Genomic DNA, 25,598 nt, shown 5'->3' with positions numbered 1-25,598 from the left:
CTTAACGCGGTGTCCAGAATCAGTAGGGCGGATCAAACATAAGAACATACCAACCTTTGGAATCCTCATCGCCTCCTAACTTCAAGTGGCGACGCCGCCATGCCGATAACGTTATCCTGACGTAGGGCGTCGCGCCCTTCTCATGCTCTAGTACGCGCCGGGCATCGCCACACACCACCCGACGAGAATACGCCGATCGCATGACTCACCATTTCATAACGCCTGGCCCGGTACCTCAGGCCATTCAGGGAAACTGGGACCCTTGGCTGATCGTCCTTTCCTGTTGCGTGGCATGGCTGGCCGCCAGCATCGGCTTGTTGATCGGTGAGCGCATGCAAGAAGCCGATAGCCGCCTACGCCGCGGCGTCTGGTTGATCGCCGGCGCCGGCATGATGGGGCTGGGCGTGTGGAGCATGCATTTCACCGGCATGCTGGCCCTGCGCCTGCCGCTGCCCATGAAATACGATGTGGGGATGACATTCTTATCGCTACTCCCCGCCGTGCTCGGCAGCGGCTACGCCATGCGCATCATGGCCCGACCCATCGCAACGCCGCGCTACTCGGTACTGGGTGGGCTGGTGTTGGGTGCGGGTATCGGCACCATGCACTACTTGGGCATGGAGGCCATGCGCATGCCCGTCGACGTGCGCTACGACGCCACACTGTTCATCATCTCGCTCGGCGTCGCGCTGGTACTCGGTGTGGTGGCAATGCTGGCTCACCGCTACTGCGTTCGCCATCAACGCCTGACACACCTCGACCGCCGGCTATTTGGGGTCGCTGCCTGCATCGCACTGGCCATCAGCGGCATGCATTACGTCGCCATGTCCGCCACGTATTATCTCCCAGCACCCGCGCCCCATCACATGATAGAAACATCGGCCTCGTGGCTCGCCGTCAGTGTCAGCGGTGCCGTCACACTGCTATTGCTGGTCGCCGCACTGAGTGTCGCCATCGACCGGAGCTTGCAGCGCCATGCCCGTCAGTCGACGATGTCGCGTGAGCAGTTGATGGAAGTCATCGCCGCAATCAATGACGCCTTCCTGCTATTCGATGCCCAAGGCCGGATCGTGCTCAGCAACCGGGCCTTCACGGCCATGACCGGTTACACCTCCACCGATATTCAGGGCAAGCCGCTGTCAGTGCTCGAGCACTCCCAGGAAAACGCCCAAGTTCATCGCGATATCCGCCGCCACATCATCGACAGCGGACAATGGCAAGGTGAGATCAAGGCGCGGCGCAAGAACGGCCAGGCGTTTCCCGCGCGCCTCAGCGTCAACCGCGTCGAGTACAGCCAGGGCACTACCCGCCATTACGTCGCCACGCTCAACGACTTGAGTGCGCACCGCGAGGCGGAGGCCAAGATCCACCGCCTCGCGCATCATGACCCTCTGACCGACCTGCCCAACCGCCAGACCCTGTATACGCGCCTCGACGCCGTACAAGCCACGTGTCGTACGCGGGGACAAAGCGGTGCGCTGATCATGCTCGACGTCGACAACTTCAAAGCGCTCAACGACTCACGGGGTAACGCCGCCGGCGATATGCTGCTTCGCCATGTGGCGCGGCGCCTCAGGCGTTTCGCGCACCACGAACACGACCTAGCGCGCCTGGGCGGAAACGAATTCGCACTGGCGGTGACCGGCTTGCCATCCGATCGCGACGCCGCCATTGCCGAATTGCAACACCACATGACCACCGTGCAACAAGCCACCAGCGGCGTGTACGATCTCGACGGCTTTTCGCACACCACGACGCACAGCCTTGGCGGCGTTTGGTTCAACGCCGAAGACGTAACAGCGGATGAGCTAGTCAAGCGCGCCAGTTTGGCTCTCTCGCGGGCCAAGCAGGACGGTGGCAACGCGAGTCACGTTTTCCACCCAGAGCTGGAAGCCGCCTTAAAGGATCGCGTATGGCTGGAGACCGAGCTGCGCAAGGCCCTTCAAGACGATCAAATGCGCTTGCTCTATCAACCCCAGGTCGATGCCGAAGGCACTACCATCGGGGCCGAAGCATTGATCCGCTGGCAGCATCCTGAACGAGGAACGATCTCGCCGGGCGCTTTCATCCCCCTTGCCGAGGAAACCGGACTCATCGTGCCCATGGGCCAATGGGTACTGGCAAGGGCATGCGAGCAACTGGCCCGTTGGGCAACTGATCCGGCCCTGGCCCACTTGCAGATCTCCATCAACGTCAGCGTTCACCAATTTCAGCAGCACGATTTCGTTGCCCAGGTGCTTGCCACGCTCGCCGACCATCAGGCGCCGCCCGAACGACTGACCCTGGAGCTGACCGAAAGCCTACTCCTCGCCAATGTCGAGGGCGTCATCGAGAAGATGATGCAGCTCAAACGTCATGGCGTAAGCTTTTCCCTGGATGACTTCGGCACCGGTTATTCGTCGCTGGCCTACCTCAAGCGCCTGCCGTTCAATGCCTTGAAGATCGATATCTCCTTCGTCCGCGACGTCCTCGTCGAAGCCAACGACGCCGCCATCGTCAAGACCATCATCGCCCTGGCCGACAGCCTGCAACTCAAGACCGTGGCCGAAGGGGTGGAAACCCTCCCCCAGCGCGATTTCCTCGCGCGGCTAGGCTGTCATCATTATCAAGGCTATTACTACGGGCGCCCAGGCCCCATCGAGGCTTTCGAGGCGCTTGTCACGCCGCTTCCCGCACGACATTCAGATCAGCCCTATCACGCCACGCACGGCCCATCACCCCACGCACGGCGTAGTAACCGCCCACCGGGGTAACCCGCCTCGCAAGCTGGCCTTGGTGAGGCGGTATGACTAGAACGCGCGCCCTCACACCACCTTGAGCGTCGGCCACTCGTGCCCCGGCCGCGCCATCAAGGTGTCACGCAAGGCCTCGCCCGCCGCGCCGCTGGTCAACATCACATCAAAGGCTTCGAGATCAGCGAAGAACGCCGGGCGCACCCGGTCGAGCTTGCTTTCGTCGGCGATCAGGATGCGCTGCACAGCGGTCTCGAGCGCCACCTGTTTGGGCACCACCTCGTGGAAATGAAAGCAGCTCACGCCCTTGTCGGCATGCACGCCGGCGGCGGATATGAATGCCTTGTTGATGCCCAGCCGGCGGATCGCGGTCACCAGCTCCTCACCCCCGAAAGACTGCGACACGGGGTAGTAGAGCCCACCGAGCAGAACCAGACGCACGTGAGGAAGCGCCATTTGCTCGATGGCATTGGCGACGTTGAGCGCGTACGTCACTACCGTCAGTGGCATGTCGGGATCGAGCTGGGCGAACAGTGGAATCAGCGTCGTGCCACAATCCACGAAGATCGTGTCATCGGCCTCGACCATGCGCGCCGCCTCATCGCACATACGCTGCTTAGCCTGCGCAAAGCTGTCCTGCTGGGCGGCGAAATCGTACCCGGTGGACACTTGCGGATGCTCGGCCAGCAGCAAACGCCCACCGAGCGAGACGATGGTGTCCTGGCTGGCGGCGATATCGCGACGTATCGTCATCTCCGAGACTTGGCAACGCTGAGCGGCCTCGGCGATCGGCAGCATGCCCTCCGCACGCAAGGTGTCCTGTAGCCATTGAAGGCGTGCCGCACTGCGGCTATTCATGTCACATCTCCGTCGACACGCCGGTCGACGAGCATCGCTCGCCACTCCGGCACATTTTGTTAGCTTAGCCACAAAATTTCTGTTAAAAAAATAACAAAAGCATCCCAACAATAAAGACAAGGACACTACCATGCCAGCATCTTCTTGCGCGTCTTGCGGCACATTCACCGCCCGCGCGACCGACTCATCTAACCATCCAGCGGCGCCAGACGCTTGCACACCACTCGGGGACTCACGCCCATGACCGATCTCAAGTCCATCGCCCGTCAGGCGCTCGGCCTGATGGATCTGACCTCTCTCAACGACGATGACGACAGCGCCCGCATCCAGGCCTTATGCCGTCGTGCCGACACGCCCGCCGGTCGTCCTGCCGCGCTGTGCCTGTATCCGACCTTCATCGAGGACGCCCAGCGCGAACTCGATGCCCTCGGCCTCACCCATCGCGTGCGCATCGCCACGGTGACCAACTTTCCCGACGGCGCCCCCAACGCCGAGCGCGCCGCGCGCGAGACACGCCTCGCCGTGGCTGCGGGCGCCGACGAAGTCGACGTAGTCTTTCCCTATCGGTCTCTGCTCGATGGCGCGCCCGATGTCGGCCGCTTGCTCGTCGAGGCTTGCCGCGAAGCCTGCGGCGGCGCGACCTTGAAGGTCATCCTCGAGAGCGGCGAACTCAAGGACCCCGCCCTGATCCGTCAGGCCGCAGAGATCGCGATCATTGCGGGTGCCGACTTCATCAAGACCTCCACCGGCAAGGTCGCCGTCAACGCCACCCTCGAGGCCGCCGAGATCATGCTCGAGACGATTCGCGACAGCGGCCGCGACGTCGGCTTCAAGGCCGCCGGCGGCATTCGCACCACCGAGGACGCCAAGGCCTATCTCGAGCTGGCCGCGCGGATCATGGGCAAGGACTGGATCAGCCCCGCGCACTTCCGCTTCGGCGCCTCGGGGCTGCTCGATGCCCTGCTCGCTACCCTGGACATCGGCGAGACCGACGCCGCACCAAGCGGTTACTGAGGGCTATCCGGCAACTCCCATACGCAACGACAGACATCGACATTCACCGGCAGACAATAACAACGCGGAGCTCGCCATGCTGATTCAAGACATTATCCGCCGTAAGCGTGACGCCGAGGCCCTCGACGCCGAGGCCATCCACACCTTCATGCGCGGCGTCGCCGACGGCAGCGTAGGCGACGCCCAGATCGGCGCCTTCGCCATGGCGGTCGTGCTCAATGGCATGAACCGCGACGAGGCCATCGCGCTGACCGAGGCCACCCGCAACTCCGGCCAAGTCCTGCGTTGGAACGATCTCGACCTCGACGGCCCGGTGCTCGACAAGCATTCCACCGGCGGCGTGGGCGATCTCGTCTCGCTGGTGCTGGGGCCGTGGATCGCCGCCTGTGGCGGCCACGTGCCCATGATCTCGGGGCGTGGGCTCGGCCATACCGGCGGCACGCTGGACAAGCTCGAAGCGATTCCCGGCTATGACGTCACCCCCAGCGACGCTCGCTTCCGCCAACTGGTGAAAGACGTCGGCGTGGCGATCATCGGCCAGACCGGCACGCTTGCTCCCGCCGACAAGCGCTTGTACGGCGTGCGCGACGTCACCGCCACGGTGGAGTCGCTACCGCTGATCGTGGCCTCGATCCTGGGCAAGAAGCTCGCCTGTGGCCTCGACACCCTGGTGATGGACGTCAAGGTCGGCAACGGCGCCTTCATGCCCACCGCCGAGGCCTCCCGGGAACTCGCCGACGCCATCGTCGCCATCGGCAGCGGCGCCGGTACGCCCACCAGCGTGCTGCTGACCGACATGAACCAACCGCTCGCCGACTGTGCCGGCAATGCCCTGGAGGTCCACGAGGCGCTGCGGCTGCTGAGAGGAGAAGGTCGTGATAGCCGCCTCTATCAGGTCACTCATGCTCTGGCGGCGGAAATGCTGCTCCAGTCGGGATTGGCAAGCGACGCGGAAGACGCCGCAACGCGTCTGGAGTTTGCCCTCGACTCCGGCGAGGCGCTAGAGCGCTTCTCGCGCATGGTGCATGGGCTCGGCGGTCCGAGCGACCTGGCCGAACGCCCCGAGCACTATTTAGCGCCAGCGCCCTTCACGACCGATGTCGTCGCCCCTCGGGCCGGCACCGTCAACGCCATCGACACGCGCGCGTTGGGGCTTGGCGTGGTCGAATTGGGCGGCGGGCGTCGCAATGCCGGTGATGCCATCGACCATCGCGTCGGTCTCTCACATATCGCCGCGCTCGGTCAGCACGTCGAGGCCGGCCAACCGCTGCTGCGCCTCCACGCCGCCAGCCGAGCCGACGCCGTCACACGCCACTTGAGCGCGGCCTTCACCCTCGGCGAGGAAGGTAGCGCCGCGCCAGCGTCGCCGATCCACGCCACTCTGCGCCAGGAGGATCTGTCATGACCCGCGCCGTTCTGTTAGTGCTTGATTCCTTCGGCATCGGCAATGCCCCGGATGCTGATGCCTTCGGTGATGCCGGTTCGGATACGCTAGGGCATATCGCCCGTCATCGCGCCGCTGCCGGCCGACCGCTCGCGCTGCCCAATCTGGCAAGGCTGGGGCTCTATCATGCACATCATCTCGCCACCGGCGAGTGGGCGGCGGGCGTCACGCCGCCCGATACGCTCAACGGCGCCTACGCGGCGGCGGCCGAGATTTCCTCGGGCAAGGACACGCCCTCCGGGCACTGGGAAATTGCCGGCGTGCCGGCGCTGTTCGAGTGGGGCTACTTCCTCGACAAGACGCAGAGCTTCCCGCCCGACCTCTTGGACGCGCTGATCGAGCGGGCCGACCTGCCCGGCGTGCTGGGTAACTGCCACGCGTCCGGCATCCCAGTACTCGAGGAGCTGGGCGAAGAACATATCGCAAGCGGCAAGCCGATCGTCTACACCTCGGCGGATTCAGTGTTCCAGATCGCCGCCCATGAGACCCATTTCGGTCTCGACCGCCTGTACGCCCTGTGCGAAATCGCCCGCGAACTGCTGATGCCCTACAACATCGGCCGCGTCATCGCGCGCCCTTTCATCGGCGAGACGCCACAAACCTTCGAACGCACCGGCAACCGCCGCGACTACGCCATCGAGCCGCCCACGCCGACCGTTCTTCAAAAGCTGCACGACAGCGGTGGTACGGTATTGGGCGTGGGCAAGATCGGCGATATCTATGCTCACTGCGGCGTCTCGAAAGTGCTCAAGGCACATGGCCATGACGCGCTATTCGACGCAACGCTCAACGCCATCGATGAGGCCGGCGAGCGTTCACTGGCGAATAAGCAGACGCTGGTGATGACCAACTTCGTCGACTTCGACACGCTCTACGGCCACCGGCGCGATCCGGATGGCTACGCCGAAGCGCTGGAAGCCTTCGACCGGCGCCTGCCGGAAGTGCTCGCCAAGCTGCGTCCCGAGGATTTGCTCATCCTCACCGCCGATCACGGCAACGACCCGACCTGGACGGGCACCGACCATACCCGCGAGCGCGTCCCCGTGCTCGCCAGCGGCGCGCGCCTGACGCCAGGGCCGTTGGGTGACGATGAAGGCCGTCTGACGACCTTCGCCGATATCGGCCAGAGCCTGGCGACGCATTTCGGGTTGAGCCCAATGGAACACGGGCAATCTTTATTGCCAATCTCATCCAAGGGAGAAAGCTGATGGCTACCCCACACATCGATGCCCCCGCAGACGCCTTCGCCGATACCGTGCTCATGCCCGGCGACCCGCTGCGTGCCCAATTCATCGCCGAGACCTTTCTGGACGACGTGGAATGCGTCAACCAGGTGCGCAACATGCTCGGCTTCACCGGCACCTACCAAGGCCAGCGCATCTCGGTGATGGGCAGCGGCATGGGCATCCCCTCGATCTCGATCTACGCCAAGGAACTGATCACCGAGTACGGCGTCAAGCGCCTGGTACGCGTGGGCTCCTGCGGCGCGGTGCGTGACGATGTCGCCGTCAACGACATCGTCGTCGGCATGGGCGCGTGTACTGACTCCGGAGTCAACCGCACCCGCTTCAAAGACCACGATTTCGCCGCCATCGCCGACTTCGACCTGACCCGGCACGCCGTCGACGCTGCCCGCGCACGCAGCACCCCCGTCAAGGTCGGCAATCTGTTCTCGGCGGACCTGTTCTATTCGCCCGACGATGCCCTGTTCGAGCTCATGAAGCGCCACGGCGTGCTCGGCGTCGAGATGGAAGCCGCCGGCCTGTACGGCGTCGCCGCCGAGCTCCAAGCTCGGGCGCTGACCGTGTGCACGGTCTCCGACCATATCCTCAAAGGCCAGGCGCTCGATGCGCACACCCGTCAGACCGGCTTTCACGAGATGATGGCGATCACCCTCGATGCCCTGCTCCGCGACACGAGAGAAAGCACCCATGGCTGAGACATCCCCCGCGCCGCTTTCCGATGCGCTGCGCCAATCACTGCTACAGACACGCGAGCGCGCTTATGCGCCCTATTCCCGCCATCCGGTGGGGGCCTTGTTGATTGCCGAAAGCGGCCGGCATTACCTGGGCTGCAACGTGGAGAGTGCCAACTACAAGGGGCTCTGCGCCGAGGCCGGCGCCATCAGCGCGATGATCGCGCAGGGCGAGCGCGAGATCGCCACGCTCTATGTCATCGGCCCCGGCGAACACCTGTGTACACCCTGCGGCGACTGCCGCCAGCGCATCCGCGAATTCGCCACGCCGGACACCGTCATCATCGTCCTCGACGGCAACGGCGCGCCACTCAAGCGCTATACCATGGAGCAACTGCTACCCGACTCCTTCGGCCCGGAGAATCTTCCCCAGGCGTGATGGCGCCGAGTTACCTTCCTCCCGACGGCTATTCATCACCCCCGGATGATCCACGCAGTGGCTCGAGCAGAGCATTGAGCCCGTTGTGGTCGACCTCGTGCATCAAGGCGAGTAGCCGCCCGATCTCGCCGTTGGGGAAACCCTGCCGGGCGAACCAGGCAAGGTAGGGCCCCGGAAGGTCGGCGATCAGCCGGCCTTCGTATTTACCGAAGGGCATCTTGCGGGTGGTGAGCTGTTGCAGGTCTTCAGGGTTCATGGTTGGGTTTCTCGCATAGCATCTCTAAGAGGGCATGCTAACGGACGTGGCAGTGCACGTCGCCATGGCGTGCATGCCATGCGTCGAACGCATACCCCCATTACCAGGCAGCGTTTGAGTCTAGCGCCCCGTGTGTCGGTAAAGTGGCATGCCATGATATTGGCGCATGACGCCACACGATAACGACAAACGGAGACTGGGTGATGCAAACATCGCTACGGCCCTTGGTTTTCTGGCCAACCTTCCTGGTGCTGCTGGCGGCGGTAATCGCCAGCTACGTCAATCTCGATGCCTTCCTGGCGAGCACCAGCGCGCTCAACGATGCCATTCTGGATAACTTTTCGTGGCTATTTAGCCTGGGCAGCCTGTACCTGCTGGCTCTAGCAGTCATCGTTTATTTCTCGCCGCTGGGTAAATTACGTATCGGCGGCGAGCAGGCAACACCCATGCTATCGCGGGTGCGCTGGTTCTCGATCACCTTGTGCACCACGCTGGCCGTGGGCGTGTTGTTCTGGACTACCGCCGAGCCGCTGTATCACTTCATGGGGCCGCCCGAGTCACTGGGCCTGGAAGCCGGTTCCAGCGATGCCATGCTGTTCGCGATGTCGACCATGTTCCTGCACTGGTCGTTCACGCCCTATGCCATCTACGCCGTGCCGGCACTGATCTTCGCCCTGGCGTTCTACAATCTGCGCCTGCGTTTCTCGATCTCCAGCATGCTGGAGCCGGTATTCGGGCCCAAGGTCAAGCGCTTCGGCGGCTTGATCGACGCGGTCTCGCTCTACGCCCTGGTCGCGGGGATGGCCTCGTCGTTGGGCACCGGCGCGCTGACACTGGCCGGCGGCGCGGGGCAGTATCTCGGCGGCGAGACCAGCCCGCTGCGTTTGGGTGTGGTCATCGCCCTGATCGTGGTGACGTTCGTGATCTCGGCGGCCAGCGGCCTGCAGAAAGGCATCGCGCGCCTCTCCTCGCTGAATGCCGTATTGCTCGCGATTCTCGGCGTATTCATCTTCGTGGTGGGCCCGACGAGCTTCATGCTCTCGCTGGGCGTGGAGTCCTTCGGCGTCTATCTCGATGGCTTCTTCACCAAGAGCCTGTTCACCGGCGCCGCCGGCGAGGACCAGTGGCCACAGTGGTGGTCGATCTTCTATTGGGCGGTATGGTTCGCCTGGGCGCCCATGGCGGCGCTGTTCCTGGGCAAGATTTCACGCGGCTACACGGTACGCGAGTTCCTGCGGGTCAACCTGTTCTATCCGGCCCTTTTCGCCTCCGCTTGGGTCATCATCTTCTCCGGCGCGGCGCTCTATTATCAGGCACATACCGGCGTCGACCTGCATGCCATTCTCAGCGATCGCGGCGTCGAGAACGTGCTCTACGAGCTGTTCCGCCAGCTGCCCTTCTCGCAGGTGTGGATCCCGCTGCTGCTGTTCATCGCCTACATCTCCTACGTCACCGCAGCAGATTCGCAGACCGATGCCATCGGCAATCTTTGCACCCGTGGCCTGACCGCCGACTCAGATCTCAATACCGGCGTGTCGATGAAAGTCCTGTGGGGGATCATCGTCGGCATCGTGTCCTGGGTAATGGTCAGCTTCGTCGGGATCGATGGCATCAAGATGCTCTCCAATCTCGGCGGCCTGCCCGCGCTGATCATCGTGCTGCTCGCCACCGGCTCGCTATGGCGTTGGCTGAAATATCCCGAGCGTCTCGCGACACCGTCTCCCTCTTCTCACGCCGCCAAGGACGACGCATGAACATCAAGCACGACTTTCCGCACCGCGTGCGCGAAATCGAGAACCAATGGATCCTGCTGGCCGACGGGACGCGGCTAGCGGCCCGCATCTGGCTGCCGGAAGATGCCGAGTCAAGGCCGGTGCCGGCGATCCTCGAGTATCTGCCCTACCGCAAGCGCGACGGCACCGCGGTGCGCGACGAGCTCACCCATCCCTACTTCGGCGGTCATGGCTATGCCTGCATTCGAGTGGATATGCGCGGCAACGGTGAATCCGACGGCCTGATGGAGGACGAGTACGCCCCCCAGGAACAGGCCGACGCCCTGGAGGTGATCGACTGGATCGCCGCGCAACCCTGGTGCGATGGCAAGCTCGGCATGATGGGCATCTCCTGGGGAGGCTTCAATAGTCTGCAGTTGGCCGCGCTGCGCCCCGGGCCGCTCAAGGCGATCATCACGCTGTGCTCCACCGACGACCGCTACGCCGACGACATCCACTACAAGGGCGGCAACATGCTGCTGGAGAATCTCGGCTGGGCAGCGACCATGCTGAGCTTTTCCGCCGCCGTGCCCGATCCGGCGCTGGTCGGCGAGCGCTGGCGCGAGATGTGGAAGCACCGTCTCGACAACATGCCGCTGCTGATGGATCCCTGGCTCGAGCATCAGCATCGCGACGACTACTGGAAGCACGGCTCGATCTGCGAGAACTATGACGATATCGAAGCGGCCGTCTACATGATCAGTGGCTGGGCGGATTCCTACGTCAACACGATCCCGCGCATGATGGAGCACCTCTCCTGCCCCCGAAAGGCGCTGGTCGGCCCCTGGATGCACAAATATCCGCATTTCGCGATTCCCGATCCGGCGATCGGTTTCCTGCAGGAGGCACTGCGCTGGTGGGATTACTGGCTCAAGGACGTCGACACCGGAATCATGGACGAGCCGCCTTGCACCTTTTATCTGCAGGATGGCGTGCCGCCGGCGCCCAAGTATCTCGAGCGCCCCGGGAAGTGGGTACGAACCTCCGCCTGGCCGGCGCCCAGCAACGAGGTCGAGACACAGTCCCTAGTGCTGGGCGATCACGGCCTGGGGAGCAACGGCCGCTTGAGCAATGACCGACAAATCGCCTCGCCACTGACTGCTGGCTCGCTGCAGGGCGAGTACATCCCGCTGTGGTTCGGCGCCGATTTCCCGACCGATCAGCGCCGCGATGACGGCCTGTCGTTGACTTTCGACTCCCCCCCTTATATCGAAGGACTCGACATTCTCGGCCAGCCGACGCTCGCGGTATCGGTCACCAGCACCGAGGCGTGCGGCCAGCTACACGTGCGCCTGTGCGACGTGGCCCCCAGCGGCGAAAGCGCGCTGATTACCTACGGCACGCTCAACCTCAACCTGCGTGACGACCCGGGCACCATCACGCCACCGGTGCCGGGCGAACCGATGGACGTTCGCGTGCCGCTGGACCTGATCGGCTATCGCCTGCGCCCGGGACACCGCCTGCGCGTGGCGCTCTCCAGCGCCAGCTTCCCGCTGGTATGGTCACCTTCGAGGCGCGCCGACCTGACACTCAAGTCGGGCATGCCGATACTCGAGTTGCCACGTTCAAAAGCGGCTTATATCCCCATGCCGTTCGAACCGCCGGAGAGCGCCACACCCTGCCGGGTCGAAACCCTGCGAGCCGGAAAGCCCAAGCGCACCATCAGCGAGGACGTTGGCAGCGGCGAGGTGACCGTCACCGTCGAAGACGACATGGGCGATATTCGCTTCGAGGATCACGGCCTGCGCGTCGAGCAAAAGGCGAAAGAGGTCTATACCAGCCACCCCAGCGATGCCACCCGCACACGCGCCGATATCGAATGGGTCTACCGCGCCAGCCGTGGAGAAGGCCAGAACGTCAAAAACGATCAGTTCGCGGTCGAGGTGGTGAGCCGTTATCACCTGCATTGCGACGCACAGACCTTCTACCTCAACGCCGAGCAGATCGCTCATGAGGGCGAGACGTTGGTCAGCGAACAACGATGGGAACGGGAGATTCCACGCACGGCCCTGTGACCGGCGGCGTGCATGTTATGCTCCGGGACCGAGAGAACTCGGTCCCGGATGCTTTCATGCCCACTCGCGATGCACTTCCCCCCTTGGCTTGTCTACGTGCCTTCGAGGCCGCCGCGCGACATGCCAGCTTCACGCAAGCCGGCAACGAACTCAGCCTGACCCAGAGCGCCGTCAGCCGTCAGATCAAACGGCTCGAGGACGACCTGGGCCGGCCGCTGTTCGAACGCCACTACGAAGGCTTGCGCCTGACGCCCGCCGGCGAGCACTACTTTCGCGTGGTGCAGCGCCTGTTGCGTGACCTGCGCGATGAAACGGCCCGCCTGCGCCGTCGCGGCGATGACCGCCAGCTCACCTTGGCCTCTAGCCCGACCATCGCCTCGATCTGGCTGGCGCGACAGCTTCCCGACTTCCAGCGCGCCCACCCGCATATCGAAATCCGTATCCTGACCGTCGAGGATCCGCATCGTCTGGATCTAGCCGAGTTCGATCTGGGGATCTATTACCATGTCCCGCATGAAGTCGACCCGCCCGGCCTCAGCGCCGAGGCGATTTTCGCTCACGAAGAGGTCGCCGCCGTGTGCAGCCCGGCCTATCTAGCCCGTCACGGAGACATCCGCGATGCCGACGACCTGCTCGCTCGACACACGCTGATGGTCGTCGAGGACCATTATCACGACTGGCTGACCTGGGAAGGCTGGTACCAGGCGCAGGGCCTGCGCTGGCACGCCCCGGAACACAGCTTGCGCGCCAACAGTTTCCAGCTACTGATGAACGCGACGCTCGCCGGGCAAGGCGTCACCCTGGGCTGGAAACGTCTACTCGAGGCGGACCTGGCGCAGTGCAACCTGGTGCAAGCACTGCCACATACGCTGCCCAGCCGAGGGTGTCTGTCACTGCTCACCCCGCAGCATCGCCACCTGACCGAGCCCATGCGTGCATTCCGGGCCTGGGTACTGAACACAGTTTGAACAGTGCCTGCACTATACACCTAAAGTGGCAAGCCGAGCCCATATCCGGTAAGCTGCACGCCCGCTGCCCGCCTACTCTGGCCCACTTCGCAGCCACCGAGACGATTTCATGAGCTTTACCTCCTTGGGGCTTTCCGCTCCGATTCTGGATGCCGTGGCCGAGCAAGGCTACGAGACACCTTCACCGATCCAAGCCAAGGCGATCCCCGCCGTTCTCGAGGGACGCGACGTGATGGCCGCCGCCCAGACCGGCACCGGCAAGACCGCCGGATTCACGCTGCCGATCCTCCAGCGCCTCTCCACCGGCACGCGCGCGCCCGCCAAGCAGGTGCGCGCGTTGATTCTCACGCCGACCCGCGAGCTGGCTGCCCAGATCGGCGCCAATATCGAGGCCTACGGCAAGCATCTGCCACTACGCAGCGCCGTGGTCTTCGGCGGCGTGAAGGTCAACCCGCAGATCGCCAAGCTACGCGGCGGCGTCGATATCCTGGTGGCAACGCCGGGTCGACTGCTGGATCTGTATAGCCAGAAGGCCGTCAGCTTCGATGCGCTGGAAGTACTGGTGATGGACGAAGCCGATCGTATGCTCGACATGGGCTTCATCCACGATATCCGTCGAATCCTCAAGACACTGCCCGCCAAGCGTCAGAACCTGATGTTCTCGGCGACCTTCTCGCAGGAAATCCGCACGCTCGCCAAGGGCATGGTCAACGACCCCGTGGAAATCTCGGTCACGCCGCGCAATACCACCGCCGAGACGGTCACCCAGTGGATCCATCCGGTGGATAAGACCCGCAAGCCGGCGCTACTCACGCACCTGATCCACGAGAATCAGTGGCAGCAAGTGCTGGTCTTCATGCGCACCAAGCATGGCGCCAACCGCCTGAGCCGCCAGCTCGAAGACGCCGGCATAGAGGCAGCGGCCATTCACGGCAACAAGAGCCAGAATGCGCGCACCAAGGCTCTCGACGGCTTCAAGAGCGGCGAGATTCGTGTGCTGGTAGCGACCGATATTGCCGCGCGTGGTCTCGATATCGACCAGCTCCCACAAGTGGTCAATTTCGAGCTACCCAATGTCGCCGAGGACTACGTCCACCGTATCGGACGTACCGGACGGGCAGGTGCCAGCGGCCACGCGGTATCACTGGTCAGCCCCGAGGAAGGCAAGGAACTCGCGGGGATCGAGCGACTGACCCGCCAGACGCTGGAACGCCAGACCATCGCCGGCTTTGAACCCAGCGAAGCACTCGTCAGCGGCAAGGGCACCAGCCCGCGCAGTGGCGGGGGTAGCAGTAGTGGCCAGCGCAACGGTAGCGGTCGCGACAACGGCCCACGCCGTGGCGGCAATTCAGGCGGTAACGACTCACGCAACAGCAGCTCACGCAACGACAATGCCTCACGTGATCGCAACGATGGCGGCGAAAACCGCCCGCGCCGTCGTCGCGGGGGACGGGGCCGCGGTAACGGCACCCAAGGCGGGGCATAAGTCACGTCAATTGTGAGTCGTGGCGAGATCACCGTCCAACGGCTCACGTATTGTCATCGGATGCCGGTAACTCGCAACAACCGCGGGCAACGCTGTGAGACATTCGTATGTGATCATCGAGCAATGCCCGTGCAGCGCGAATGTCTCGGCTCAACGCCAGTTCGACCAGTTCGCCGTGCTGGCGATCGAGTACCTTACGCACTGCTGGGTTGGGCGGCGCCAGGCGTCGGTAGCGGTCGAACTGGTCGTGCAGTTGTTCGATGAAACGTAACAACCAGTGTGATCCACACGACGCTAGCAACGCCCGATGAAAGCGCAGGTGTGCCTGCTCCCACTCCTCCACTCGCTCAGGATGCTCGTCGGCACGGCGCAACCGATGGTGCGCCGCCAACACCTGTGACTCCCATTCTGAATAGCCCGCCTGAAACGCCTGCGTCAACGCCATGCATTCAAGCTGGGTGCGCAGCCCCGCGATGTCATCGAGCTCCTCGAGGTGCATCGCCGGCACCCGAAAGCCACGCTGGTTGACCTGCTCGAGCAGGCCGTAGGCCGCCAGCCGGTTGAGCGCCTCGCGCAACGGGCTGAGCCCGACCTGGTAGTGATCCTTCAAGGCGCTGATGGCGAGTTTCTCGCCCGCCGCGAAACGCCCGCGAATCAAGTCCTGCTTGAGCGTATCGAAGACCCGGCTCGAGGCCATGTCGCGACTGGCGGATGGCGATGCGGTCATGGCGTGGCTCTCTTCTCAAGTTCGAAGGTAATGGCTTATCAAGTTCAAAGGTAATGGCCGGTGATGCGCGTGTCCGGCTCGGCAAGCAAGGGGCTGCCTCAGTGCAGTCGGCGCTGTGCCAAATCCTATATTGACGTTAATAAAATCGCGCGCCATAGTCATCTCAACAAAATCGATTTTTTTACTCAAAACGATTTATAACATAACAATCGATTGGAGACGGCATGTTGACGCCCTTTTCCCAGGCAACGCCCTACGCGTCCCAGCGCAGCGCCACCTACGCCAAACACGGCATGGTCGCCGCGTCCCAGCCCCAGGCCAGCCAGATCGGCCGCGACATCCTCGCCCAGGGCGGCAACGCCGTGGACGCCGCCATCGCCACTGCGGCAGCGCTCACCGTGGTCGAGCCCACCGGCTGCGGGATCGGCGGTGACGCCTTCGCGCTGGTGTGGATCGCCGACGACAAGGCAGGCAAAGGCGCGCTTCACGGCCTCAACGCCAGCGGCACCGCCCCCGCCGCGCTGACTCCTCAGGCGGTCGCCGAGGCCGGCTTCGAAGCCATGCCGCTGTATGGCTGGACACCAGTGACCGTGCCCGGCATTCCGGCCGCCTGGGCCGAACTATCGCGGCGTTTCGGCAAGCTCGATTTCCAGACGCTACTGGCCCCGGCGATCCGCCTGGCCCGCGAGGGGTTCCCAGTTTCGCCGGTGATCGCCAGCCTGTGGCAGCGCGCCGAGACGACCTTCCGCGAACATCTGACGGATGCCGACACCGCCGGCTGGTTCGAGACCTTCACGCCGACCGGGCGTGCTCCGCGCGCCGGCGAGTGGCATCGCTGCGAGGACCAAGCGAAAACCCTCGAAGCCATCGCCGAGACACGCTCCGAGAGCTTCTACCGTGGCGAGCTGGCCGAGCGCATCGATGCCTTTTCACGCGAGACCGGTGGCTATCTGCACGCGGCGGATCTTGCCGGTTATCAGCCGGCATGGGTCGCGCCGATCGCCGCGAATTACCGCGGCCATAAAGTCTGGGAGATTCCGCCCAACGGCCAGGGGCTGGTGGCGCTGATGGCACTGCGCATGCTCGAGGGCTTTCAGGCCGACAGCCGCGACAATCCCGAGGTACTGCACCGCCAGCTCGAGGCCATGAAGCTGGCGTTCATCGACGGCCAAACCCATATCACTCAGCCCGAGCACATGTCCCACAGCGTCGAGGCGCTACTCGGCGATACCTACACCCGCGAGCGTCGCGCGCTCATCGGCGAATCGGCACTCGACCCGACACCGGGCACCCCGCAGGGCGGCGGCACCGTCTACCTGGCCACCGCCGATGACGACGGCAACATGGTGTCGTTCATCCAAAGCAACTATCACGGCTTCGGCTCCGGCGTGGTGGTGCCGGGCACCGGCATCGCGATGCAGAACCGCGGCCACAACTTCAGCCTCGACCCGAGCCACGACAACGTGCTCGCACCAGGCAAAAAGACCTTCCATACCATCATCCCCGGCTTTTTGACCCGCGACGACGGCACGCCGCTCGGGCCATTCGGCGTGATGGGCGGCTTCATGCAGCCCCAGGGGCACGTTCAGGTGGTGATGAACCTGGTCGACTTCGGCCTCAACCCCCAAGCCGCGCTGGACGCACCGCGCTGGCAATGGATGGGCGGCAAGCGCATCGGCATCGAACACGGCTACCCGGCACCGCTGGTACGCGCGATGGCCGAGCGCGGCCACGACATGCAAATCGATCACGATCCGCGCGGTTTCGGACGTGGCCAGATGATCATCCGCGACCCGGACAGCGGTATCTACTGTGGTGGCACCGAGCCGCGTACCGACTCTAGCATCGCGGTGCTGTAATCATGCTGCGTACTCAAACCCAATTGTTCCTGGCCTTCCTGCGCATCGGCCTGTTCGGTTTCGGTGGCGGCCCGTCGATGATCCCGCTGGTTCATCAAGAGGTGGTCAAACGCCACGCCTGGATGGACGACGAGGCGTTCGCCGATGTGCTGGCGATCGGCAACACCCTGCCCGGGCCGATCGCTACCAAGATGGCCGGCTACATCGGTTATCGAGTCGGGGGCAGTCTAGGCGCACTCAACGCCGTCATCGCGGTGATAGGACCAATCATCGTGGCAATGATCGCATTACTCAGCCTCTACGCACGTCACGGCGACCAGCGCTGGGTGCAGGGCATGGGCCAGGGCGTGGTACCCGTGGTCATGGTGATGATGGCCAAGCTGACCTGGGATTTCTTCACCAAGTCGCGGGCCAGCCTCGGTTGGCTCGTGACGCTGGTGATGGGCGCCGTCGCCGGTGGGCTGATCTACTGGCTCGACGTGCATCCAGGCTTAGTGATCGGGGCGATCCTGATCGCCGCGCTGCTACGTCCCGAGCCGCATCACACCACCCGCGAGACGGACACATGATCTATTGGCAGCTGTTCCTGGCATTTTTCATTCCCAACATCGTCGGTTACGGCGGCGGACCAGCGATCATCCCGCTGATCGAAAACGAAGTGGTCGGCCGCTACGGCTGGATGAGCTCACAAGCATTCGCCGAGACCCTGGCGCTGGCCAACGCCCTACCCAGTCCGATCGCCACCAAGATGGCCGGTTATATCGGCTACGACGTCGCCGGCGTCCCCGGGTCGCTGATCGCCACCTTCGCCACCGTCGCGCCATCATTGCTGCTGATGCTGGTCGCGCTAGGCACGCTGTATCGCTATCGCGAGTCGGTCAAGGTCAAGTCGATGAGCCAATGGGTCCGCCCGGTGGTGATGACATTGATGGCCTACCTGACCTGGCGCTTTCTCGATCAAGGACTGGATACCGCCGGCATCCTGCACACCGCCATCATCGGTGGCATCGCCGGCGTACTGCTTCTGGCGACCCGGGTTCACCCGGCGTTCGTCGTGTGTTTCGGGCTCGTCTACGGCGCCTTGCTACTCGGGTAGCAAGGACCGGAAATTGCCCGTTCGCGGTTCGGCGGTACACGCACGAACCGATATGGGCCCTCACGGGCCAAGCAACTACACAATGAATCAACACGATGACCTACAAGGACACAACAACCATGTCATTCTTTACTCCGCAACACCCAAGCGACATCCGTTCCACACGGTTCAAGCTGGCCATCGCTATTCTGCTTGTAGGTGCCGGCCTGACCGGTACGGTTTCCGCACTGGCCAACGACACGTCCAGCGACGACAGACAACAAGTGCGAATTGCCGTCGACGTACCTTACCCACCGTTCGAATATCGCACCGCTGATGGCGAGCTCGCAGGTTTCGAGATCGAGCTGGGTAACGAGCTCTGTCAGCGCGCCAAGCTGAATTGCGAGTGGGTCGTGCAAAGCTGGGATGGCATCATCCCTGGGTTACTATCGCGCAAGTACGACGCCATCTTGTCGTCGATGCGCATCACCCCCGCCCGCGAGCAGCAGGTGCGCTTCACCGAGCCCTACGCCATGTCGCCCAAGGTGTGGGTGGCGCGCGCCGGCCATGCCATTACGCTCGACGACCCACAATCGCTCGCCGGACTATCGGTAGGCGTCCAACGCGGCACCACTCAGGACAACTATGTCACCGAGCGCTACCGCGACACTCTGGATATCCGTCGCTATGCTACCGCCGCCGACGTTTCACTGGACCTCGAAGCCGAGCGCATCGACTTGGCCTTCATCAATTACCCGGTGGCGCTCGACACCCTGAATATCGGTGAAAGCGATGCCCGGTTCGTCCAGATCGGGCCGCGTATCAACAGCCCCGAGTCGATCTTCGGCAAGGGCAACGCCATCGCCGTTCGACCACGCGACAAGGCACTAGCCAACACCTTCAATCAAGCGTTGGATAGCGTCTACGCCGACGGCACTTTCGTCGAGCTGATGGAACAGTATTTCGACTACGACCTACGACCCGCATCGCGTAAATGAAAAAACGCCGCCGGAGAGCCTCCGACGGCGTTTTAGCGTTCCATTTACTGGCAATCAGATGCTGACGATCAGAATTCCAGGCAGATCTTGCCGAAGTGACGTCCTGCTTCCTGGTGACGAAACGCGTCGGCGATCTCGTCGAGGGCGAAACGCCGGTCGATGATCGGATGCAGGTCGCTGACATCGATGGCGCGGATCATCTCGATCTGATCGCGCCGGCTACCTACGATCAAGCCCTGAAGACGTGCCTGCTTGGCCATCAGCTTGGCGGTGGGGATCTCGCCGCCGCGTCCGGTGAGCACGCCGATCAATGAAATGTGTCCGCCGATGCGCACGGCGTCGATGGATTGCGGCAGCGTGCCGGGGCCACCTACTTCGATGACATGATCGACGCCCCGGCCATCGGTGAGCGCCTTGACGCGCTTGCCCCATTCCGGCTCGGTCTTGTAGTTGAGCGTGTGGTCGGCGCCCAGTTCCTTCAGCCGTGCGATCTTCTCGTCCGAGGACGAGGTCGCGATCACCGTGGCCCCCATCAGCTTGGCGAACTGCAAGGCGAAGATCGAGACGCCGCCGGTGCCCAGCACCAGCACCGTGTCGCCGGCCTTGAGCTTGCCGTCCACTACCAGCGCGCGCCAGGCGGTCAACCCGGCCGTGGTCAAGGTAGCGGCTTCGGCATGATCGTAATCGCGTGGCGCGTGGGTGAACCATGTCGTCGGACGCACGACCTGCTCGCGGGCGTAGCCATCGACGCCATCCCCGGGCGTGGTGGTGAAGTCGCCAATCCGCGCCGGCCCTTCGAGCCAGCCGGGGAAGAACGTCGAGACCACGCGGTCACCCACGGTGAATTCCTCGACGCCTTCACCCACGGCTTCGACGACACCGGCCCCATCCGACATGGGAATGCGACCGTCTTCGGTCGGCATGGCCCCGGCGACGACACCATAGTCATGATAATTGAGCGAGCTGGCATGCACTCGCACGCGCACCTCCCCCGGCCCCGGTTCGCCCGGCGCTTCGCGTTCGTGAACATCGAGCTTATCCAGCCCGCCCGGACTACGTAATGTGACGACGTTCATCGTGCTCTCCTGTGCTGTCATTCTATGCTTGCGGGAGGCATCCAACATGACGCGCCCCGCAAGAGCCCTTACTGAATGATGGTGGCAAATCGCCGCGAGGCAAGGGGCGGTTATTCCAGCACGATCAGACGATTGGGAAGTTCGTTGCGCTCGTGCGTGGCGGGCACGTGCTCTCGAAGATGCTCGCCGCATGCTTCGATACAGGAGAGAAAGCCCTGTAGCGTCTGGCCTTGCTTCACCTGCTGGGTGAAGGTCGAGACGATGCCCTGCCAGGTCTCGTCATCGAGTCGGCTGGAAATCCCGCGATCGACCAGGATTTCCACGTAGCGCTCGGCCTCGGAGACGAAGATCAGCATGCCGGTGCCGTCTTGAGTATGGTGCAGGTTCTGCTCGAGAAACTGCCGCCTTGCCAGATTGGCAGCTCGCCAGAAGCGAACGCGGCGCGGGATCAGCCGCGTCGTCACTGCCGGCAGCCGAAACACGATCGCCAGCACCGCAAAACACGCCCACTGCACGATCAAAAGCTCCGAGGCCCCCAGCCATTGAGGGAAGTAATTGATCGCCCCGGGGATCAACAGGGCCAGAATCCCCGCCCAGAGCAACGGGATGTAGGTGTAATCGTCGGCCTGCGGTGCAAGCACGGTCACCAATTCGGCGTCGGTCCCGTGCTCGATATGCGTGATCGCATCACGCACCTGTTGCTGCTCGCTATCGCTCAATAATGCCATGGTGCTGTCCCTTGCGTTGATCTACCAGCCACCGGAGGCGCCGCCCCCGCCGAAACCGCCACCACCGCCGCCGAAGCCACCGCCTCCGAGGCCGCCACCGCCACCTCCGAAACCGCCGCCCATGGCGCCGCCAAGCAGTACACCGCCAAGCAAACCGCCGCCACGACCGCGACGACGTCCGCCGCGTCCACCACCACCGATGCCGCGCACGATGCCCATGACGATCATCAGCATGACGAAGAATGCCACCGATGCGCCGCCGACATCGCGCGACTTGTCATTCCCGGACGACGAGCCGGCAGGAGGCGCATTGGCCATCGGGTCGCCGCCCAGGACTTGGATGATCGCTTCAGTGCCTTGGGTAATCCCCGTCGCGTAATCGCCCTCACGAAACGCCGGCGCGATCGTCTGCGTGATGATCGCCGAGGACTGCGCGTCGGTCAGGCGCCCCTCGAGGCCATAGCCGACTTCGATTCGGATGGCCTTCTCTTCCATGGAGACGATCAGCAGCGCACCGGTGTCTTCACCTTCCTGACCGATGCCCCAATGTCGTCCCAACTGGTAGCCATATTCCTCGATCGGCGCACCTTGTAAATCGGGCAGCGTGACCACGACGACCTGCTCGCCGGTACCTTCTTCGTGCGCCGCGAGCATGCCGCTCAACTCACTTTCGGTCGACGCATTCAACAGGTTGGCCTGGTCGACCACACGCCCGGTCAACTCGGGAAACTCGATATCCTGGGCCTGAACGCTGAGGGCAAAAGCCCACAGCAGCATCAGGCATGTCAGACGGATGCAATGCTTCATCAGAACTCCACCTCAGGCGCCTGATCGGCGTTCTCAGCGGTCGCGTCGAAATTTTCGCGAACCGACATGTCGCTATACAGCAAGGCATGCCAGAGTCGCCCGGGGAAAGTACGAATCTCGGTGTTGTATTGCTCGACCGCCTGGATAAAGTCGCGGCGTGCCACAGCGATGCGATTCTCGGTGCCTTCCAACTGCGACTGCAGTGCCAGGAAGTTCTGGTTCGACTTCAACTCCGGATAGCGTTCAGACACTGCCATCAGGCGACTCAGCGCCCCGGTCAATTGGCTCTGGGCCTGCTGGAATTGTTTCAGCTTCTCGGGATCGTCCAGCGAGTCGGCATCGATATTGATCGAGGTCGCCTTGGAGCGCGCCTCGATGACGGCGGTGAGTGTTTCCTGTTCCTGGTTGGCGAAGCCCTTGACGGTTTCCACCAGGTTAGGCACTAGGTCCGCGCGCCGCTGGTACTGGTTCTCGACCTGCGCCCAGGCCGACTTCACTTTCTCGTCCAGCGTGGGGATATCGTTGATACCACAGCCCGTCAGCGAGACGGCAAGGCACAACCACAGCATGACGTGCCAGACGGAGCGAGCGGTAAACGGCATTGGCATGGATTGCATCGACATACGCATTTCCGGTGTAAAGTGGGCAAATAGTAGCTTCCTAAGTTACAGGTGAGCGCGCATTAAGCATAGCGGCGTCTGAGACAGCTCAGCATTTCGCAGACACGGTTGGCGTCGCAAAATTAAACCTGCCTCATACGCCGATGTTGCGTAGAATTCTGTACGTTGCGAATAACTTGAAAGGGCATGACATGGGTAGGGCTTTCCAGAACCGCAAGGAATCCATGGCCAAGACGGCCGACGCCAAGACCAAGGTGTACAGCAAATACGGGCGCGAGATTTACGTCTGCGCCAAAGCCGGCGGGATCGACCCCGAGGGCAACCTCGCCCTGCGCGGCTTGATCGAACGCGCCAAGAAGGATCAAGTCCCGTCGCACGTCATCGACAAGGCGCTGGACAAGGCCAAGGGCGGTGGCGGCGAGGACTACTCCCTTGCGCGCTACGAGGGCTTCGGGCCGGGCAGTTGCATGGTCATCGTCGAATGCCTGACCGATAACCCCAACCGCACCTTCGGCGACGTACGCGCCTGCTTCAACAAAGCCAAGAGCAAACTTGGCACCCCGGGCAGCGTCAGCCACATGTTCGATCACTGTGCGATCCTCGCTTTCGAGGGCAGCGACGAGGAAGCGGTGCTGGAAGCCTTGATGGAGGCCGATGTCGATGTCACCGACATCGAAAGCGAAGCCGATCGCATTACCGTATTCGCGCCCCATACCGAATACGCCAAGACCAAGCAGGCCCTCTCCGAGGCTTTCGGCGAGCTCGATTTCGAGGCTGACGAGATCCAGTTCCTGCCACAGACCACGACCCCAGTCGCCGGTGATGACGTGGCCATGCTCGACAAGTTGCTCGCCACCCTCAACGACCTCGACGATGTGCAGAACATCTACCATAGCGCCGAGCCGCAGGACTGACCCGGCTTCGCCGACGAGGCACTCGTCGACGATGTACTTACCCGATCAGGTGAGCGCCGGCCACGACATGCCGGCGCGCGCCTATACTGATCGTCCCATTATCCACGGGAGCCCGGTATCGAATGAGTCATGACATCGCAGACGCCACTGCCACAGAAGCTCGCTCCACTGCACGCGCCCACACCTTGCAAACCACGCCTTCGGTGATCGCCGTTCAGGGGCTGACCAAGCGTTACGCCTCGGGCTTCGAGGCGCTCAAACGTATCGACCTGGATATCCAGCGTGGCGAAATCTTCGCCCTGCTGGGCCCCAATGGCGCCGGCAAGACCACCTTGATCAGCATCATCTGCGGGCTGGTCAACGCCAGCGACGGCCAGGTCCGTGTCAACGGCCACGATATCGTCACCGACTACCGTGCCGCGCGCGAGCAGATCGGTCTCGTCCCCCAGGAATTGACCAGCGACGCCTTTGCCACGGTCTGGAACACGGTCAGCTTCAGCCGTGGCCTGTTCGGCAAGCGCGCCGACTCCGCGCACATCGAGCGTGTGCTCAGGTCATTGTCGCTGTGGGACAAGCGTCGCAACAAGATGATCACGCTCTCGGGCGGCATGAAGCGCCGGGTACTGATCGCCAAAGCGCTGGCGCACGAGCCACAGATTCTGTTTCTCGATGAGCCCACCGCCGGGGTCGATGTCGAGCTGCGCCGCGACATGTGGGACGTAGTGCGGCAACTACGCGACCAAGGCGTCACCGTCATCCTGACCACGCACTACATCGAAGAGGCCGAGGAGATGGCCGACCGCATCGGTGTGATCAACGATGGTGAAATCGTGCTCGTCGAAGAAAAAGCCGCCCTGATGCGCAAATTGGGCCGTAAGCAGCTCCGGCTCGACCTGCAAACGCCACTAGCGACCATTCCCGAGACGCTGGCGAACTATCCGTTAAGCCTGACAGACGGCGGTCAGGTGCTGATCTATACCTACGCCGCGTCATCTGACGAGCACTCGACGCCGACGAGCATCAGCGCTCTGCTCAACGATATCGAAGCAGCGGGCGTTCACTTCAAGGACCTCCACACCGAGCAAAGTTCACTGGAGGAAATTTTCGTCAACCTGGTGAGGAAGCCATGAATTTCCGCGCGGTCGGCACCATTTACCATTTCGAATTGGCTCGCGCATGGCGCACGTTACTGCAGAGCCTGGTCTCGCCAGTGATCTCCACCTCGCTGTATTTCGTGGTCTTCGGCGCCGCCATCGGCTCACGCATTCAGGAAGTCGAAGGTGTCAGCTACGGCGCCTTCATCGTGCCCGGGCTGATCATGTTGATGCTACTCACTCAGAGCGTCTCCAATGCCTCGTTCGGGATCTTCTTCCCCAAGTTCACCGGCACCATCTACGAAGTGCTCTCGGCGCCAGTCTCTTATCTCGAAATCGTCCTCGGGTATGTGGGCGCAGCGGCCACCAAATCGCTCATTCTGGGTTTGATCATTCTCGTCACCGCCAGCTTCTTCGTGCCCCTGCGTATCGATCATCCGTTCTGGATGCTGCTGTTCCTGGTACTCACCGCCCTCACCTTCAGCCTGCTGGGCTTTATCATCGGTATCTGGGCGGAAGGCTTCGAGAAGCTGCAACTCGTGCCACTGTTGATCATCACGCCGCTGACCTTCCTGGGTGGCAGCTTCTACTCCATCGACATGCTCCCCCCTGTGTGGCAAACGGTGACGCTGTTCAACCCGGTGGTCTATCTAGTCAGTGGCTTTCGCTGGAGCTTCTATGGCATTAGCGATGTGAGCGTCGGTGCCAGCCTGCTCATGATCCTGGTATTTCTGGGCCTATGCCTGGCACTGGTCGGCTGGATCTTCAAGACCGGCTACAACATCAAGCCCTAGGCCTTAG

24 protein-coding genes are annotated in these 25,598 nt (G+C 63.0%); 17 read left to right on the top strand and 7 right to left on the bottom strand.

Annotated features, from left to right (window positions below; all coding sequences use genetic code 11):
* The first annotated feature begins 200 nt into the window (after positions 1 to 200).
* Positions 201 to 2,753 (top strand): EAL domain-containing protein, encoded by a 2,553-nt coding sequence (locus RVY79_RS12495; RefSeq protein WP_317464543.1) that lies wholly within the window; start codon positions 201 to 203, stop codon positions 2,751 to 2,753.
* A 51-nt stretch (positions 2,754 to 2,804) separates the two neighbouring features.
* Here RVY79_RS12495 and RVY79_RS12490 read toward each other — a convergent pair whose 3' ends face one another.
* Entirely contained in the window at positions 2,805 to 3,590 is a 786-nt protein-coding gene (locus tag RVY79_RS12490) for a DeoR/GlpR family DNA-binding transcription regulator (protein WP_317464541.1), read from the bottom strand.
* A 240-nt stretch (positions 3,591 to 3,830) separates the two neighbouring features.
* Between RVY79_RS12490 and deoC the strand changes: the two genes are divergently transcribed.
* From deoC to cdd, 5 genes are all read left to right on the top strand, one after another.
* Positions 3,831 to 4,604, top strand: coding sequence for a deoxyribose-phosphate aldolase (deoC, locus tag RVY79_RS12485; protein ID WP_317464539.1), 774 nt, complete (start codon positions 3,831 to 3,833; stop codon positions 4,602 to 4,604).
* Positions 4,605 to 4,680: 76 nt separating this feature from the next.
* Entirely contained in the window at positions 4,681 to 6,009 is a 1,329-nt protein-coding gene (deoA, locus tag RVY79_RS12480; protein WP_317464538.1) for a thymidine phosphorylase, read from the top strand.
* The gene (locus RVY79_RS12475; RefSeq protein WP_317464537.1) at positions 6,006 to 7,256 is read left to right on the top strand and encodes a phosphopentomutase; all 1,251 of its coding nucleotides are present in this window, start codon (positions 6,006 to 6,008) and stop codon (positions 7,254 to 7,256) included. Before deoA ends, RVY79_RS12475 begins: the two co-directional genes overlap by 4 nt.
* On the top strand, positions 7,256 to 7,987 hold the full coding sequence (gene deoD / locus RVY79_RS12470) for a purine-nucleoside phosphorylase (protein ID WP_317464536.1): 732 nt from the start codon (positions 7,256 to 7,258) through the stop codon (positions 7,985 to 7,987). Before RVY79_RS12475 ends, deoD begins: the two co-directional genes overlap by 1 nt.
* Complete coding sequence (cdd, locus tag RVY79_RS12465) at positions 7,980 to 8,402, top strand: cytidine deaminase (RefSeq protein WP_317464535.1); 423 nt, start codon at positions 7,980 to 7,982, stop codon at positions 8,400 to 8,402. The genes deoD and cdd overlap by 8 nt, the downstream gene beginning before the upstream one ends.
* A 28-nt stretch (positions 8,403 to 8,430) precedes the next feature.
* On the opposite strand, the gene RVY79_RS12460 is transcribed toward cdd, so the two are convergent.
* The gene (locus RVY79_RS12460; RefSeq protein WP_317464534.1) at positions 8,431 to 8,658 is read right to left on the bottom strand and encodes a DUF3820 family protein; all 228 of its coding nucleotides are present in this window, start codon (positions 8,656 to 8,658) and stop codon (positions 8,431 to 8,433) included.
* Between the two features lie 203 nt (positions 8,659 to 8,861).
* Here RVY79_RS12460 and RVY79_RS12455 point away from each other — a divergent pair, with 203 nt between their 5' ends.
* The 4 genes from RVY79_RS12455 (at position 8,862) to RVY79_RS12440 (ending at position 14,899) form a co-directional block, all read left to right on the top strand.
* Positions 8,862 to 10,412: a BCCT family transporter gene (locus RVY79_RS12455; protein ID WP_317464533.1), complete on the top strand. Its 1,551-nt coding sequence runs from the start codon at positions 8,862 to 8,864 to the stop codon at positions 10,410 to 10,412.
* Positions 10,409 to 12,445 (top strand): CocE/NonD family hydrolase, encoded by a 2,037-nt coding sequence (locus RVY79_RS12450; RefSeq protein ID WP_317464532.1) that lies wholly within the window; start codon positions 10,409 to 10,411, stop codon positions 12,443 to 12,445. The genes RVY79_RS12455 and RVY79_RS12450 overlap by 4 nt, the downstream gene beginning before the upstream one ends.
* Positions 12,446 to 12,501: 56 nt before the next feature.
* Positions 12,502 to 13,413 (top strand): LysR substrate-binding domain-containing protein, encoded by a 912-nt coding sequence (locus RVY79_RS12445; protein WP_317464531.1) that lies wholly within the window; start codon positions 12,502 to 12,504, stop codon positions 13,411 to 13,413.
* Between the two features lie 109 nt (positions 13,414 to 13,522).
* The gene (locus RVY79_RS12440; protein ID WP_317464529.1) at positions 13,523 to 14,899 is read left to right on the top strand and encodes a DEAD/DEAH box helicase; all 1,377 of its coding nucleotides are present in this window, start codon (positions 13,523 to 13,525) and stop codon (positions 14,897 to 14,899) included.
* A 43-nt stretch (positions 14,900 to 14,942) separates the two neighbouring features.
* Here RVY79_RS12440 and RVY79_RS12435 read toward each other — a convergent pair whose 3' ends face one another.
* The gene (locus tag RVY79_RS12435; protein WP_317464526.1) at positions 14,943 to 15,626 is read right to left on the bottom strand and encodes a GntR family transcriptional regulator; all 684 of its coding nucleotides are present in this window, start codon (positions 15,624 to 15,626) and stop codon (positions 14,943 to 14,945) included.
* Between the two features lie 224 nt (positions 15,627 to 15,850).
* Between RVY79_RS12435 and RVY79_RS12430 the strand changes: the two genes are divergently transcribed.
* The 4 genes from RVY79_RS12430 to RVY79_RS12415 all read left to right on the top strand — a co-directional run bounded on the left by RVY79_RS12430 (position 15,851) and on the right by RVY79_RS12415 (position 19,558).
* Positions 15,851 to 17,485, top strand: coding sequence for a gamma-glutamyltransferase family protein (locus RVY79_RS12430; protein ID WP_317464525.1), 1,635 nt, complete (start codon positions 15,851 to 15,853; stop codon positions 17,483 to 17,485).
* Positions 17,486 to 17,487: 2 nt separating this feature from the next.
* On the top strand, positions 17,488 to 18,054 hold the full coding sequence (locus RVY79_RS12425; RefSeq protein WP_317464523.1) for a chromate transporter: 567 nt from the start codon (positions 17,488 to 17,490) through the stop codon (positions 18,052 to 18,054).
* Complete coding sequence (locus RVY79_RS12420) at positions 18,051 to 18,581, top strand: chromate transporter (RefSeq protein WP_317464522.1); 531 nt, start codon at positions 18,051 to 18,053, stop codon at positions 18,579 to 18,581. The genes RVY79_RS12425 and RVY79_RS12420 overlap by 4 nt, the downstream gene beginning before the upstream one ends.
* Positions 18,582 to 18,700: 119 nt before the next feature.
* Entirely contained in the window at positions 18,701 to 19,558 is an 858-nt protein-coding gene (locus tag RVY79_RS12415) for a transporter substrate-binding domain-containing protein (protein WP_317464520.1), read from the top strand.
* A gap of 68 nt (positions 19,559 to 19,626) precedes the next feature.
* On the opposite strand, the gene RVY79_RS12410 is transcribed toward RVY79_RS12415, so the two are convergent.
* The 4 genes from RVY79_RS12410 to RVY79_RS12395 all read right to left on the bottom strand — a co-directional run bounded on the left by RVY79_RS12410 (position 19,627) and on the right by RVY79_RS12395 (position 22,792).
* Positions 19,627 to 20,634, bottom strand: coding sequence for an NAD(P)-dependent alcohol dehydrogenase (locus tag RVY79_RS12410; RefSeq protein ID WP_317464519.1), 1,008 nt, complete (start codon positions 20,632 to 20,634; stop codon positions 19,627 to 19,629).
* A gap of 110 nt (positions 20,635 to 20,744) precedes the next feature.
* The gene (locus RVY79_RS12405) at positions 20,745 to 21,362 is read right to left on the bottom strand and encodes a TPM domain-containing protein (protein WP_317464518.1); all 618 of its coding nucleotides are present in this window, start codon (positions 21,360 to 21,362) and stop codon (positions 20,745 to 20,747) included.
* Positions 21,363 to 21,383: 21 nt separating this feature from the next.
* On the bottom strand, positions 21,384 to 22,169 hold the full coding sequence (locus RVY79_RS12400) for a TPM domain-containing protein (protein ID WP_317464517.1): 786 nt from the start codon (positions 22,167 to 22,169) through the stop codon (positions 21,384 to 21,386).
* Positions 22,169 to 22,792, bottom strand: a complete 624-nt coding sequence (locus tag RVY79_RS12395) for a LemA family protein (protein WP_317464515.1) — start codon at positions 22,790 to 22,792, stop codon at positions 22,169 to 22,171. The genes RVY79_RS12400 and RVY79_RS12395 overlap by 1 nt, the downstream gene beginning before the upstream one ends.
* Before the next feature lie 188 nt (positions 22,793 to 22,980).
* On the opposite strand from RVY79_RS12395, the gene RVY79_RS12390 reads away from it, so the two are divergent.
* From RVY79_RS12390 to RVY79_RS12380, 3 genes are all read left to right on the top strand, one after another.
* Positions 22,981 to 23,703, top strand: coding sequence for a YebC/PmpR family DNA-binding transcriptional regulator (locus RVY79_RS12390; RefSeq protein WP_317464514.1), 723 nt, complete (start codon positions 22,981 to 22,983; stop codon positions 23,701 to 23,703).
* A 122-nt stretch (positions 23,704 to 23,825) separates the two neighbouring features.
* Positions 23,826 to 24,833 carry an ABC transporter ATP-binding protein gene (locus RVY79_RS12385; RefSeq protein ID WP_317464513.1) on the top strand — a complete coding sequence of 336 codons (1,008 nt, stop codon included), beginning with the start codon at positions 23,826 to 23,828 and terminating at the stop codon, positions 24,831 to 24,833.
* Positions 24,830 to 25,591 (top strand): ABC transporter permease, encoded by a 762-nt coding sequence (locus RVY79_RS12380; protein WP_317464512.1) that lies wholly within the window; start codon positions 24,830 to 24,832, stop codon positions 25,589 to 25,591. The genes RVY79_RS12385 and RVY79_RS12380 overlap by 4 nt, the downstream gene beginning before the upstream one ends.
* Positions 25,592 to 25,598 lie beyond the last annotated feature (7 nt).

Origin of the sequence: Chromohalobacter sp. HP20-39 (assembly GCF_033052815.1) — a bacterium.
Classification (GTDB): Bacteria; Pseudomonadota; Gammaproteobacteria; order Pseudomonadales; family Halomonadaceae; genus Chromohalobacter.
Note: the sequence above shows the minus strand (reverse complement) of the source record. Positions and strands in the feature narration are given on the sequence as shown.